The 14,243-nt window shown below is 55.6% G+C and carries 13 protein-coding genes; 7 read left to right on the top strand and 6 right to left on the bottom strand.

Translation table 11 applies throughout. The features are described from left to right. Positions 1-53: 53 nt before the first annotated feature. Both tsf and rpsB read right to left on the bottom strand, forming a co-directional pair. The gene (gene tsf / locus PU683_RS20585; protein ID WP_023480457.1) at positions 54-905 is read right to left on the bottom strand and encodes a translation elongation factor Ts; all 852 of its coding nucleotides are present in this window, start codon (positions 903-905) and stop codon (positions 54-56) included. Positions 906-1,045: 140 nt separating this feature from the next. After that, a complete protein-coding gene (gene rpsB, locus PU683_RS20580; RefSeq protein WP_023480483.1) occupies positions 1,046-1,771 on the bottom strand; it encodes a 30S ribosomal protein S2 in 726 nt (241 codons plus the stop codon). 310 nt (positions 1,772-2,081) lie between these two features. On the opposite strand from rpsB, the gene map reads away from it, so the two are divergent. From map to PU683_RS20560, 4 genes are all read left to right on the top strand, one after another. Further along, the gene (gene map, locus PU683_RS20575; RefSeq protein WP_023480350.1) at positions 2,082-2,873 is read left to right on the top strand and encodes a type I methionyl aminopeptidase; all 792 of its coding nucleotides are present in this window, start codon (positions 2,082-2,084) and stop codon (positions 2,871-2,873) included. Positions 2,874-3,026: 153 nt separating this feature from the next. Beyond that, positions 3,027-5,702 (top strand): bifunctional uridylyltransferase/uridylyl-removing protein GlnD, encoded by a 2,676-nt coding sequence (glnD, locus tag PU683_RS20570; RefSeq protein ID WP_277174473.1) that lies wholly within the window; start codon positions 3,027-3,029, stop codon positions 5,700-5,702. 34 nt (positions 5,703-5,736) lie between these two features. Continuing rightward, on the top strand, positions 5,737-6,561 hold the full coding sequence (dapD, locus tag PU683_RS20565; RefSeq protein ID WP_023480482.1) for a 2,3,4,5-tetrahydropyridine-2,6-dicarboxylate N-succinyltransferase: 825 nt from the start codon (positions 5,737-5,739) through the stop codon (positions 6,559-6,561). Positions 6,562-6,681: 120 nt separating this feature from the next. After that, positions 6,682-7,071, top strand: coding sequence for a DUF3461 family protein (locus PU683_RS20560; RefSeq protein WP_023480393.1), 390 nt, complete (start codon positions 6,682-6,684; stop codon positions 7,069-7,071). A gap of 130 nt (positions 7,072-7,201) precedes the next feature. Here PU683_RS20560 and cdaR read toward each other — a convergent pair whose 3' ends face one another. From cdaR to dgt, 3 genes are all read right to left on the bottom strand, one after another. Further along, on the bottom strand, positions 7,202-8,359 hold the full coding sequence (cdaR, locus tag PU683_RS20555) for a DNA-binding transcriptional regulator CdaR (protein WP_023480257.1): 1,158 nt from the start codon (positions 8,357-8,359) through the stop codon (positions 7,202-7,204). 162 nt (positions 8,360-8,521) lie between these two features. Continuing rightward, the gene (degP, locus tag PU683_RS20550) at positions 8,522-9,958 is read right to left on the bottom strand and encodes a serine endoprotease DegP (RefSeq protein ID WP_277174472.1); all 1,437 of its coding nucleotides are present in this window, start codon (positions 9,956-9,958) and stop codon (positions 8,522-8,524) included. A 135-nt stretch (positions 9,959-10,093) separates the two neighbouring features. Further along, entirely contained in the window at positions 10,094-11,608 is a 1,515-nt protein-coding gene (dgt, locus tag PU683_RS20545) for a dGTPase (RefSeq protein WP_277174471.1), read from the bottom strand. Between the two features lie 106 nt (positions 11,609-11,714). On the opposite strand from dgt, the gene mtnN reads away from it, so the two are divergent. From mtnN to PU683_RS20530, 3 genes are read left to right on the top strand one after another with little or no spacing between them, the layout of a single operon-like run. Beyond that, positions 11,715-12,413, top strand: coding sequence for a 5'-methylthioadenosine/S-adenosylhomocysteine nucleosidase (gene mtnN / locus PU683_RS20540; RefSeq protein WP_277174470.1), 699 nt, complete (start codon positions 11,715-11,717; stop codon positions 12,411-12,413). Continuing rightward, complete coding sequence (gene btuF / locus PU683_RS20535) at positions 12,406-13,206, top strand: vitamin B12 ABC transporter substrate-binding protein BtuF (RefSeq protein ID WP_277174469.1); 801 nt, start codon at positions 12,406-12,408, stop codon at positions 13,204-13,206. The genes mtnN and btuF overlap by 8 nt, the downstream gene beginning before the upstream one ends. A gap of 14 nt (positions 13,207-13,220) precedes the next feature. After that, a complete protein-coding gene (locus tag PU683_RS20530; RefSeq protein WP_277174468.1) occupies positions 13,221-13,844 on the top strand; it encodes a TRIC cation channel family protein in 624 nt (207 codons plus the stop codon). A 41-nt stretch (positions 13,845-13,885) separates the two neighbouring features. Here PU683_RS20530 and erpA read toward each other — a convergent pair whose 3' ends face one another. Then, on the bottom strand, positions 13,886-14,230 hold the full coding sequence (gene erpA, locus PU683_RS20525; protein ID WP_023480429.1) for an iron-sulfur cluster insertion protein ErpA: 345 nt from the start codon (positions 14,228-14,230) through the stop codon (positions 13,886-13,888). Positions 14,231-14,243: the final 13 nt, after the last annotated feature.

Raw genomic sequence — 14,243 nt, 5'->3', positions numbered from 1 at the left:
TTTCAGATGAAGGACATAAAAAGAAGCCGCCCTCAGGCGGCTCCTTTTATTGATTAAGACTGCTTGGACATGGCAGCAACTTCTGCTGCGAAGTCAGTCTCAACTTTCTCGATGCCTTCGCCCACTTCGAAGCGGATGAAGCCAGTCACGTCAGCGTTGTGCTCTTTCAGCAGCTGGCCAACGGTTTTGCTCGGGTCCATAACGAAAGGCTGGCCGGTCAGAGAAACTTCGCCGGTGAATTTCTTCATGCGGCCTTCAACCATTTTCTCTGCGATCTCTTTCGGCTTGCCAGACTGCATGGCGATGTCCAGCTGAACCTGGTACTCTTTCTCAACCACTTCAGCGGAAACGTCTTCCGGCTTAACGAATTCCGGCTTGCTTGCAGCAACGTGCATAGCCAGTTGCTTAACCAGCTCCTGATCAGCGCCTTTCGCCGCAACCAGAACACCGATACGCGCGCCGTGCTGGTAAGAGCCCAGAACCTCGCCTTCCAGGGAAGAGACGCGACGGATGTTGATGTTCTCACCGATTTTAGCAACCAGTGCAACGCGCTCTTCTTCGAACTGCGTTTTCAGAACTTCAACGTCGGTGATTTTGCCAGCAACAGCAGCGTCCAGAACTTTGTTAGCAAATGCCTGGAAACCAGCATCTTTAGCAACGAAGTCAGTCTGGCAGTTAACTTCCAGAATGATGCCGTAGGTGCCATCGATTTTGGTGATGATCACGCCGTCAGCAGCAACGTTGCCCGCTTTTTTCGCCGCTTTGATCGCACCGGACTTACGCATGTTCTCGATTGCCAGCTCGATGTCGCCGCTTGCTTCGGTCAGCGCTTTTTTACAGTCCATCATGCCTGCGCCAGTACGTTCACGCAGCTCTTTTACCAGGGATGCGGTAATTTCAGCCATTCTTTAATCCTCGGGAGAGATATGACCTGCCCGGTTCCAGGAACCAAACAGGCTTGAAAGTGAAAAAGGGGGCCATAAACAGGCCCCCTAACCAAACTCGGTACTACCTGCTCAATAAGGGGCTCAGAGAGCGTGCCTTATTACTCAGCTTCTACGAAGCTTTCTTCCGCCTGAGTAGCCAGATCAGAAGAACGGCCTTCACGAACGGTAGCAGCAACGGCATTCAGGTACAGGCTAACAGCACGGATTGCATCGTCGTTACCCGGGATAACGAAGTCAACGCCGTCCGGATCGGAGTTGGTATCAACGATAGCAAATACCGGGATGCCCAGGTTGTTTGCTTCTTTGATTGCGATGTGCTCGTGGTCAGCGTCGATAACAAACAGTGCGTCCGGCAGGCCGCCCATGTCTTTGATACCGCCCAGGCTGTTTTCCAGCTTGTCCAGCTCACGAGTGCGCATCAGCGCTTCTTTCTTGGTCAGCTTGTCGAAGGTGCCGTCCTGAGACTGAGTTTCCAGGTCTTTCAGACGTTTGATGGACTGACGAACGGTTTTCCAGTTAGTCAGCATGCCGCCCAGCCAGCGATGGTTCACGAAGAACTGATCGCAATTCTGAGCTGCTTCTTTCACCGCTTCGCTTGCAGCGCGTTTAGTACCAACGATCAGGATCTTGCCTTTACGAGCAGAGATCTTGTTCAGCTCAGCCAGGGCTTCGTTGAACATCGGTACAGTTTTCTCAAGGTTGATGATGTGAACTTTGTTACGCGCACCGAAGATGAACGGCTTCATTTTCGGGTTCCAGTAACGGGTCTGGTGACCGAAGTGAACACCAGCCTTGAGCATGTCGCGCATGGAAACAGTTGCCATGATTAAAACCTCTATATAAAAGTTGGGGTTATGCCTCCACGTATCCCATATTACCGACCCCGAAGGGCACCCCGGAATATGTGCCGATACGTGTGTGTTATTACACAAAGTGAGATTTGTGGCTCCCATCCCGAAACAGGAACGGAAGTCCGGCGCGCTTTATATCACAAAAGCGAACAGGACACCAATAGTTGTTGCCGCAGCGTGCTGTTAACGATTCTCAATTTGGCACAACGCTTGCCCGACTGTTACCATTGACAGCACTACTCCTGGTATAGTCGAAAAAAATCGACACTGATGGACACTTCTCATGGCTATCTCTATTAAAACACCCGAAGAAATTGAAAAAATGCGCGTCGCCGGCCGTCTCGCCGCCGAAGTGCTCGAAATGATCGAACCGCACATCAAACCGGGCGTCAGCACCGGCGAACTGGACCGCATCTGTAACGATTACATCGTCAATGAACAACACGCTGTTTCAGCCTGCCTGGGCTATCACGGCTTCCCGAAATCGGTCTGTATCTCAATTAATGAAGTCGTTTGCCACGGCATTCCGGATGACGAAAAACTGCTGAAAGATGGCGATGTGGTCAACATCGACGTCACGGTTATCAAAGATGAGTATCACGGCGACACCTCGAAAATGTTTATCGTTGGTAAACCGACCATTCTGGGCGAGCGCCTCTGCCGCGTGACCCAGGACAGCCTCTACCTGGCGCTACGGATGGTGAAACCGGGCATTCGCCTGCGTACCCTCGGTGCGGCTATCCAGAAATATGTTGAGGGCGAAGGCTTCTCCGTGGTGCGCGAATATTGCGGTCACGGCATTGGTCGCGGCTTCCACGAGGAGCCGCAAGTGCTGCATTACGACGCTGATGACGGTGGTGTGGTGCTGAAAGCCGGTATGACCTTTACCATCGAGCCGATGGTCAATGCCGGCGATTACCGCATTCGCACCATGAAAGATGGCTGGACGGTGAAAACCAAGGATCGCAGCCTCTCCGCGCAATATGAGCATACGATTGTCGTCACCGAAACCGGCTGTGAGATCCTCACGCTGCGTAAAGATGACACCATCGAGGCTGTGCTGACCGCCGCCTGATATCGCCTGTCAGCCTGCCATAACGGTCCGCTTCGCGGGCCGTTTTTTTTGCCCGCTTCCCGGCCGGGTCATACATATAAACGACTTTTCATTTCCATCCATCTCTTTTACTTTGTCTTGCAGTGGATCCGCACGCCAACTGGGTGGCTAATCATGAGCAATATCTCTTCCGAACAATTTGTCAGCAGCGTTCAGCCCACCCTTCCCGGCCAGCCTGAACACCCTGGAGTGTGGCCCGCAGAGGAGCTGCACTGTGCCACCATCAAGGCGCGAATCGATGCTTTTCAGCAGTGGCTGGGGCAAGTGTTTGATGCCGGGATCTCGGCCGAGCAACTAATTGAGGCACGCACCGAATTTATCGATCAGCTTTTGCAGCGCTTGTGGCTGCAGTATGGCTTTGGCGATGCGGGTGATACCGCACTGGTGGCCGTCGGCGGCTATGGTCGCGGCGAGCTGCACCCCTTATCCGATATCGATCTGCTGATCCTCAGCCGCAATACGTTGCCGGATGAGCAGGCGCAAAAGATTGGCGAATTGCTGACGCTGCTGTGGGATGTGAAGCTGGAAGTGGGGCACAGCGTGCGTACGCTTGATGAGTGTCTGCAGGAGGGGCTATCGGAGCTCACGGTTGCCACTAACCTTATTGAATCACGTCTGCTGGTCGGCGATGTCGCGCTGTTTCTGGAACTGCAAAAACATATCTTCAGCGACAATTTCTGGCCCTCGGAGACCTTCTTCCCGGCGAAAGTGGCGGAGCAGAATGAACGTCATCAGCGCTATCACGGCACCAGCTACAACCTGGAGCCCGATATTAAAAGCAGCCCAGGCGGTCTGCGCGATATTCATACCCTGCAGTGGGTCGCGCGCCGCCATTTTGGCGCCACCTCGCTCAATGAGATGGTTGGCTTCGGCTTTCTGACCGAAGCTGAACGCAACGAACTGAATGAGTGCCTGCACCTGCTGTGGCGCATTCGCTTCGCCCTGCATCTGGAGGTGACGCGCTACGATAACCGCCTGCTGTTTGACCGCCAGCTCAGCGTGGCGCAGCGTCTCAACTACGTCGGCGATGGCAATCAGCCCGTTGAGCATATGATGAAGGATTTCTTTCGCGTCACGCGTCGCGTATCGGAACTCAACCATATGCTGCTGCAGCTCTTCGATGAGGCGATCCTCGCCCTGACGCCTGATGAAAAACCGCGTCCGATTGATGACGAGTTTCAACTGCGCGGCACGCTTATCGATCTGCGCGATGAGATGCTCTTTATCCGCGAGCCGCAGGCGATTTTACGCATGTTCTCAATTATGGTGCGTAACAGCGCCATTACCGGCATCTACTCCACGACCCTGCGCCATCTGCGCCATGCGCGCCGCCATTTAACCCAGCCACTCTGCTACATTCCGGAAGCGCGCACCATATTCCTCAGTATGCTGCGCCATCCGGGCGCGGTAAGTCGTGGGCTGTTGCCGATGCATCGCCACAGCGTGCTGTGGGCCTATATGCCGCAGTGGTCGCATATTGTCGGTCAGATGCAGTTCGACCTGTTCCATGCCTATACCGTCGATGAGCACACCATTCGCGTGTTACTGAAGCTGGAGAGTTTTGCCAAAGAGGAGACGCGCAGCAAGCACCCGCTCTGTGTGGAACTCTGGCCGCGCCTGACGCACCCGGAGCTGATTCTGATTGCGGCACTGTTTCACGATATCGCCAAAGGGCGCGGCGGCGACCACTCGGTGCTGGGCGCGCAGGATGTCCTGAAGTTCGCTGAACTTCACGGTCTGAATTCGCGGGAAACGCAGCTGGTCGCCTGGCTGGTACGCCACCACCTGCTGATGTCGGTCACCGCTCAGCGCCGTGATATTCAGGATCCGGAGGTGATCAAGCAGTTCGCCGAAGAGGTGCAAACGGAGAACCGTCTGCGCTTCCTGGTCTGCCTGACGGTCGCCGATATCTGCGCGACCAATGAAACATTGTGGAATAGTTGGAAGCAGAGCCTGTTGCGTGAACTCTACTTCGCCACGGAAAAACAGCTGCGCCGCGGGATGCAGAACACGCCGGATATGCGCGAGCGCGTACGCCACCATCAGCTGCAGGCGCTGGCACTGCTGCGCATGGACAATATTAATGAGGAGCGGCTGCATCAGATTTGGGCGCGCTGTCGTGCTAACTACTTTGTCCGCCACAGCCCAAACCAGCTCGCCTGGCACGCGCGCCATCTGCTGCAACACGATCTGACAACACCGCTGATTTTACTGAGCCCGCAGGCGACGCGCGGGGGAACCGAGATCTTTATCTGGAGCCCGGACCGCCCCTATCTCTTTGCCGCCGTCTGCGCCGAGCTGGATCGCCGCAATCTCAGTGTGCATGACGCGCAGGTCTTTACCACCCGCGACGGCATGGCGATGGATACCTTTATTGTGCTGGAGCCGGACGGCAGCCCGCTCTCTGCCGATCGCCACGAGGCGATCTGTTTCGGGCTGAAGCAGGCGATCACCCAACATACCTGGCAACCGCCGCAGCCGCGTCGTCAACCTGCCAAGCTGCGTCATTTTACTGTCGATACCGAAGTGAACTTCCTGCCGACCCATACGGACAGAAAATCGTTCCTGGAATTGATTGCGCTTGACCAGCCAGGGCTGCTGGCGCGGGTCGGGCAGATTTTTGCCGACCTTGGAATCTCGCTGCACGGCGCAAGAATTACAACCATTGGCGAGCGAGTAGAAGATTTATTCATAATCGCTACCGCCGACCGGCGTGGCCTTAATAATGTGCTGCAAAAGGAGGTGCAACAACGGTTGACAGAGGCCCTCAATCCAAACGATAAAGGGTGATTATTTTTTTACACAAGATGGAAAGAGTTTAACAATGCAGCAGTTACAGAACGTTATTGAAGCCGCTTTCGAGCGCCGCGCAGAGATTACCCCGGCCAATGTCGATACCGTGACCCGTGAAGCGGTCAACCAGGTTATCGCCCTGCTTGACTCCGGCGCGCTGCGTGTCGCAGAAAAAATCGACGGCCAGTGGGTTACCCACCAGTGGCTGAAAAAAGCGGTTCTGCTCTCTTTCCGCATTAACGATAACCAGGTTATCGACGGTGCAGAGAGCCGCTACTTCGATAAAGTGCCGATGAAGTTCGCTGATTACGACGAAGCGCGTTTCCAGAAAGAGGGGTTCCGCGTAGTACCGCCAGCGGCAGTGCGTCAGGGCGCGTATATCGCCCGTAACACGGTGTTGATGCCCTCTTATGTCAATATCGGCGCTTATGTCGATGAAGGCTCAATGGTAGACACATGGGCCACCGTCGGCTCCTGCGCGCAGATCGGTAAAAACGTTCACCTCTCCGGCGGCGTGGGTATCGGCGGCGTACTGGAACCACTGCAGGCAAATCCGACTATTATTGAAGATAACTGTTTCATCGGCGCGCGCTCCGAAGTGGTTGAAGGCGTGATCGTTGAAGAGGGTTCGGTTATTTCGATGGGTGTTTATATTGGCCAAAGCACCCGTATTTACGATCGCGAAACGGGCGAAGTGCATTATGGCCGCGTACCGGCAGGCTCAGTGGTGGTGTCGGGCAACCTGCCATCGAAAGATGGTAAATACAGCCTCTACTGTGCGGTTATCGTGAAAAAAGTAGATGCGAAAACCCGCGGCAAAGTCGGCATCAACGAACTGCTGCGCACCATCGACTAAGCCTTTTCCCTCTCCCTGCCCGGGAGAGGGTGATATATCCCGCTTTTTTGCATACGTCAGTGGCGAAAATAGATTTTTTCGTTAATTATTCATAGGTTATGTTGAGCTTAAGGGTCCGCTATGTACGACAATCTTAAAAGTTTAGGCATTACCAATCCCGATGAAATCGATCGCTATAGCCTCCGCCAGGAAGCGAATAACGACATCCTGAAAATCTATTTTCATAAAGACCGGGGCGAGTTCTTCGCCAAGAGCGTCAAGTTCAAATATCCGCGTCAGCGCAAAACCGTGGTCGCCGATGGCGTCGGCCAGGGGTACAAAGAGGTGCAGGAGATCAGCCCTAACCTGCGTTACGTGATTGATGAGCTGGATCAGATCTGCCAGCGCGATCGCACTGAAGTGGATTTGAAGCGTAAGATCCTTGACGATCTGCGCCATCTTGAAAGCGTTGTTACCAACAAGATCAGTGAAATCGAATCGGATCTTGAGAAGCTGACGCGCGGGAAATAAGTTTTATCAGCCGCCCTCTGGCCTACGTGACTGCACAGCCACGTAGGCCAGGTAAGCGCCTCACCTGTATCAAACCGGCACGATCGCGTAGGCCGGATAGGCGCAGCGCCATCCGGCAAAAAAACAAACCTCAATGCTGCTCATCCAGCTGCAACGCCACATAGAGCAGTAATCTGTCATCAAAATTCCCAAGATCCAGCCCGGTCAGCTCCGAGATACGGTTCAGGCGATACTCCAGCGTATTGCGGTGGATAAACAGCGCTTTCGATGTCGCCAGCGGCTGGACATTATGACGAAACCAGGCAGTGAGCGTGCGGCGCAGTAAGCCATTATTGTCCATCGCTTTCAGCCGCGTTAACGGACGCGCCAGTTCATTGGCCTGCCAGCCGCCGCGCAGGCTGTCGAGCAGCACCGGCAACATCAAATCCTGATAGAAGTAGCTGCGGCTCTCCGGCATCCGCTGTTTACCGACCATCATGGTGGTACGCGCCGTACGGTAGGATCGCGCAATGCTGCCAGGGCCGGTAAAGTAGTTGCCCAACGCGACGCGAAAACGCAGCTGGCCATTCTCTTTCATCCGCGTAATCAGCTGCTCAACGCGTTTGCGGTGATCTTCCGCGTCCCAGCGGCCAAACGGGTTCAATGCAGGTTTCAGCACCACCATTTCGGTCAGGGAGACGATGGCGATGAGGTTATTGCGCTCCGGCGTTGTCAGGGCGTTTTGTAGCTGCTGAAGTTCAGCCATTGCGCTGTCGACCCCCAGCTGACCGCTATCAACCTCCACCACTGCCACCACGCGCGGCTGGTTAAGATCGATGCCTAAACGCTGCGCCCATTCGGTCAGCGCTGGCGTGTGCTCCTCCGCCTGAATCAGGTTCATCACCAGCTCTTCGCGCAGGCGGCTATCCTGCGCCAGCAGATGCATCAACCGGGACTGCTCCAGCATCATCTCCGCCGTCATACAGACCAGCTCGCCATATTTGCGCAACGTTTCAGGTTCGCCGGTCAGGCCGATGACGCCGACAATCTCCCCTTCGAGGCGCAGTGGCAGGTTGATGCCCTGACGCACGCCGTGCAGATGGCGCGCCACTGCATCGTCGATATCAACCACCCGCCCCTGCGAAAGCACCAGCAGCGCGCCTTCGTGCAATTCACCAATGCGCTCGCGATCGCCGCTGCCAATAATCCGGCCGCGCGCATCCATCACGTTGATGTTTGTATCGATGATACGCATGGTACGCGCCACGATATCCTGTGCCATTTTGGTATCAAGATGCCAGCCAGCCATGTAACCCTCCCCGGTGCAGAGGCCAAGCATATGGCAGAAAATTTACCCGCGCATTGTGCGGATGCACAAAGCGGCAGTGAGAAGTGTGGAGTTGTGGAAGGCTTCACAAAAAGGGCGGGATGCCCCTCTTCCCCGCTGCGGGGAAGAGGGTTTTACAGAGGATTACTGCATCAGCAGGTAGATTGAGGTGTCGCCACGCTGGATGTTCAGCGCCAGCACTGACGGTTTGCTGTCGAGAATTTTGCGCAGTTCAGCGATATTTTTCACCGGCTGCTGGTTCGCACCGAGGATCACATCGCCTTTTTTCAGGCCGATTTGCGCCGCCGGGCTATTCGGTTTCACCGCATTCACCACTACGCCGCCATCTTTCCCTTTGTTGCTCATCTCCGCCCCTTCGATACCGCTGAAGATGGTGCTGGATTCAACCTGGTTCTGGCTGCTCTGCTGCAGTTCAAGGGTTACGTTGACCGGTTTGCCATCGCGCAGCATCCCCAGCGCAACTTTGCTGCCAATCGGCATCGAGCCCACTTCTGCCCGCAGTGCCGCAAAGCTGCTGATCGCTTTGCCGTTCAGCGTGGTAATGACATCACCCGCCTTGACGCCCGCTTTCGCAGCGGCGGAGTTCGGCATCACCTGGCTGACAAATGCTCCGCGCTGGGCATCGACTTTCATCGCTTTCGCCAGCTCAGAGTTCAGCTCGGTGCCCATAATCCCCAGTTCGCCGCGGCGCACCTGACCGTACTGCACCATCTGGCTGGTAAGGTTTTTCACCATATTGCTCGGGATAGCAAAACCGATACCGATATTGCCGCCGTCCGGCGCGAGGATCGCGGTGTTAATCCCAATCAGCTCGCCGTTGAGATTAACCAGCGCGCCGCCGGAGTTACCGCGGTTGATGGCGGCATCGGTCTGAATAAAGTTTTCATAGTTTTCCGCGTTCAGGCCGCTTCGACCCAGCGCCGAGACAATCCCGGAGGTGACGGTTTCGCCAAGACCGAACGGGTTACCAATCGCCACCGTGTAATCACCAACGCGCAGCGCATCGGAGTCGGCAAGCTTAATGGCGGTGAGATTTTTCGGATCCTGAATCTGGATCAACGCGATATCGGAACGCGGATCTTTACCCACCACTTTGGCGTCAAATTTGCGCCCGTCGCTGAGCTGCACTTTGATGGTGCTGGCATTGTCGACCACGTGGTTGTTGGTGACGACGTAGCCTTTCGCCGCGTCGATGATGACGCCGGAGCCCAGCGCCATAAATTTCTGCTGCTGGCCACCGCCCTGCCCATCCGGGCCACCGCCTCCCTGGCAGAAGGGGGAGCTCTGGAACGGCGAACCCTCCTGGCAGAAGGGTGAGTTATCACCGAAGAACTGCTGGAAGTTGCGCGGCATGCGCGGGGTGTTCACCGTGGTGCTGCCTTCAACGTTAATGCTCACGACTGACGGCATCACCTTTTCCAGCATCGGTGCAAGGCTTGGCATCTGCTGCGATGTTGCGGTGGTTGATGAGGCTGTTTCTGCTGCCGTCGCAGACAGAGGAGACAGCGCAAAACTTAAACTTAAAGCCAGTGCACTCATTGCTAACGTCGTTTTTTTCATCTCTCTCAATCTCTTTTCTGATTAACGCGAACTGCTGTGTATGTGTCACTCAGAGTCGATTTATAGCGTGAAGTTCAGGCCTTAAACCTCTGGAAAAAGTAAAAAAATATTGTCGTTCTTTACAATTCAGCGGGATTATTCCACCGCCATTAAACGACGATATTCATCCCATGAATATAGATCCGTCATTCCGCTAATATAGTCCTGAATTAATCGACAACGGTGATAATACTCCAGCACCGAATAGGCTTCGTCATCGGGCGATAATTTGCTTACCGCTTCGACGTAGGCTAACCGGTGGCGCGTCGACAGTTTCTGAAACAGGCGCGATTCAATCGGAAAACGGCGCAGACGCTCTTTTTCCACCAGCTCGGTAAAGTCCGCCAGCGATAATTGCAACAAGGGTCGATAAATTTCCAGCAGCCCACTGATGACGCGGTAGCCCTGTAACTCCAGTTGCTCCACATCGGGGTGGCTGAATACCTGTTTAATGGCGACGTTTTTATACAATTCAAGCAGCTGGCTGAAACTGCTGTCATCTTCCAGCAGCGCGTGGTTGAATTCGCCGCGGAAGATTTGCGGCAGGTTGTCAATAAAGCGCTGGGCGGCATAAGGCACCAGCTTATTAAGCGTATTGACGCGCAAATACATAAAGAATTGATCTTCAGCGCTGCGGCTCATCGAATTAGCGCGCGATTTATCCCACGCATTTTCGACAACCTGAGCAAACAGCGATCCTTTTTCATGCTCGCCCCACGCCTCGTAAAGATGCTGATAGAGCTGCTCGGCGGAAAATATACGCTTCTCGACCGCATCTTCGAGATCGGCCACGCAATAGGAGATGTCATCCGCGGCCTCCATTATCCAGGTCAATGGAAAACGGCTATAGGTATTGAGGTTTAACTCTTTACGCAGCCGCTCAACGTACGCCTCTTCGGAGAAATAGTAGCCCGGCTTTTTCATTAAATAGCTGTGAGACGCGGGCGGGTCGCCGACCCACCACGCAGGGCGGGTATATTTCAAAATACAGCCGACCTGCGCCCAGGTCAGATTCATGCGCATCAGGGTATGCACCATGCGAATACCCTGCGCGTTCCCTTCAAAGTGGCTTAAGTCGTGGCGCACTTTACTGCGCAGCGCGTTGAGCGTCTCCTCCCCTTCGCGCAGGCGCAGGGCCATCACTTCGCAGCGATCCTCGGTAAGCGGCTCGCCGAGAGCATCATCGGGCGCCAGCCGCTGGCGGAACCAGTCGTTAATCGCCGCTTCGCCAAAGTGGCCGAACGGCGGGTTACCGATGTCGTGCATCAGGCAGGCCATCTCGACAATGCTCTCAAACGGCCCGGTTAACTCATCCAGCCCATACTTTTCCAGCAGGCGCTGCTCTTTTAGCCGGCTTAAAATCTCTTTGGCGATATAGCGCCCGACCTGCTGAACTTCCATAGAGTGCGTTAAACGCGTGCGAACCGCCGCGTTACGCTCAAGAGGAAAGACCTGGGTTTTCTGCTGCAAACGGCGGATGGCGGCGGAGTTGATAATACGTCCGCGATCGCTTTCGAAGATCCGCAGGATCTCATGTTCGGTTTTCACGCCCTGCGGCGAGCGATACCGGCGATGCCAGTTGATCTTGTTGCGAAAATCGATGTCGTCCATTTCCTCTCCTCTACGCAGGCGCATGGGGTGTCATGCAATTGTGTATGCCATGATAGACTATGCCCTGTAAACCTGTTCCTGCCTTATCACATTAGCGAGTATCTCCATGAAAATTGGCATCATTGGTGCAATGGAAGAAGAAGTTACGCTGTTGCGTGACAAAATCGAAAACCGCCAGACCCTGAATATTGGCGGAAGCGAAATTTACACCGGTACGCTGAATGGCACAGAAGTGGCCCTGCTCAAGTCCGGGATTGGCAAAGTGGCCGCCGCAATGGGCGCGACCCTGCTGCTGGAGCACTGCAAGCCGGATGTAATTATCAATACCGGCTCCGCGGGCGGCCTGGCACCGACTCTGAAAGTGGGTGATATCGTGGTCTCTGATGAAGCGCGTTATCACGATGCCGACGTCACCGCCTTTGGTTATGAGTATGGCCAGTTGCCGGGCTGCCCGGCGGGCTTTAAAGCCGATGAGAAGCTGGTGCTTGCGGCCGAAGCCTGCATCGGTGAGCTGAATCTGAACGCAGTGCGCGGGCTGATTGTCAGCGGCGACGCCTTCATTAACGGTTCCGTAGGCCTGGCAAAAATTCGCCACAACTTCCCGCAGGCGGTTGCCGTTGAGATGGAAGCGACCGCTATCGCTCACGTCTGCCACAACTTTGGCGTGCCGTTTGTGGTGGTTCGCGCCATCTCCGACGTGGCGGACCAGCAGTCTCACCTGAGCTTTGATGAGTTCCTGGTGGTGGCGGCAAAACAGTCCAGCCTGATGGTTGAAACCCTGGTGCAGAAACTGGCACGTGGGTAATCCCCGTTTCAGGGCGCTCGCCGCCCTGCTTCTACTTCTGCCGGCGTGGCTCTTCGCTGCGCCGCGTGTTATTTCACTCTCTCCGGCCAATACCGAACTGGCTTTCGCTGCCGGTATCACGCCCGTCGCCGTTAGCAGTTACTCTGACTATCCCCCCGCCGCCGCGCAGATTGAGCAGGTTGCCAGCTGGCAAGGGATTAACCTCGAACGCATTATCGCCCTGAAGCCCGACCTGGTGCTGGCCTGGCGCGGAGGTAACGCAGAGCGTCAGGTCGATCAGCTGAAAAAGTTCGGCATCCGCGTGATGTGGATCGACGCTATCTCTATTGAAGAGGTCGCGCAGACGCTGCGCCAGCTCGCCCCTTATAGCCCGCAGCCCGCGCAGGCTGAGCGGGCCGCACAACAGCTGATGGCGGGGTATGAGACGTTAACGTCCCGCTACGCGGCGCAGCAGAAAAAACGCGTTTTTATGCAGTTCGGCACGCAGCCACTCTTCACCAGCGGGAAAGGATCGATTCAACACCAGGTGGTGGAGCTGTGTGGTGGGGAGAACATCTTTGCCGAAAGCCGTGTGCCGTGGCCGCAGGTGAGCCGTGAACAGGTGCTGGCACGCCATCCGCAGGCAATTATCCTCGCAGGGGAAGAGAAGGCGCAAGCGCGAGTGAAACAGTTCTGGGGAGACCAGCTGAATGTGCCGATTATTTCTCTGCACGATGACTGGTTTGAACGGGCGAGCCCGCGTATTATCCTCGCCGCTCAACAACTCTGTTCTGCCCTTGCGCAGGTGAAATAACCGGGGAATAAACCATGCTGGTCTACTGGCTGGATATTATCGGCACCGCCGTTTTCGCCATCTCAGGCGTTCTGCTTGCCGGAAAGTTGCGGATGGACCCTTTCGGCGTGCTGGTGCTGGGGGTGGTGACCGCGGTCGGCGGCGGCACCATTCGCGATATGGCGCTGGCGCACGGGCCGGTCTTCTGGGTGAAAGATCCCACCGATCTTGTGGTGGCGATGGTTACCTGCATGTTAACCATTATTCTGGTGCGCCAGCCCCGCCGTTTACCGAAGTGGATATTGCCGGTGCTGGATGCGGTCGGTCTGGCGGTGTTTGTGGGTATCGGCGTCAATAAAGCGTTTCTTGCGGGTACCGGCCCGCTGGTGGCGATCTGTATGGGCGTGGTGACAGGCGTTGGCGGCGGGATTATCCGTGATGTGCTGGCACGTGAAATCCCGATGATCCTGCGTACTGAAATTTACGCCACCGCCTGTATAGCGGGCGGCATCGTTCATGCAACGGCGTTCTACGTTTTTGCCGTACCGCTGGAGTCAGCGAGTATGACAGGAATGGGGGTCACGCTGGCGATCCGCCTGGCGGCGATCCGCTGGCACCTGAAGCTGCCGACGTTTGCGCTGGATGAATCGGGACGTTAAACGGCGGGATCAATGCCGGTATTACCCGGCATTTCAGGTAATCAGATGCTGAACGACGAGCCGCAGCCGCAGGTGCTGGTCGCGTTCGGGTTGGTCACCACGAAGCGGGATCCCTCCAGACCTTCGGTGTAATCGACCGAACCGCCCACCAGATATTGCAGGCTCATCGGGTCGACCACCAGGCCAACCCCCTGCTTCTCAATGGTCATATCGCCGTCGTTGATCTGATCGTCAAAGGTAAAACCGTACTGGAAGCCGCTGCAACCACCACCGGTGATGTAGACACGCAGTTTCAGATTAGGGTTCTCTTCGTCCGCGATCAGGCTTTTTACTTTATTGGCTGCTGCGTCGGTAAACTGCAGCGGCAGCGCTACGTCATCACTCATGTCTTGCTCCCGT

The organism is Candidatus Kosakonia sp. 282A-S69 (assembly GCF_029433855.1).
Classification (GTDB): domain Bacteria; phylum Pseudomonadota; class Gammaproteobacteria; order Enterobacterales; family Enterobacteriaceae; genus Kosakonia; species Kosakonia cowanii_A.
Note: the sequence above shows the minus strand (reverse complement) of the source record. Positions and strands in the feature narration are given on the sequence as shown.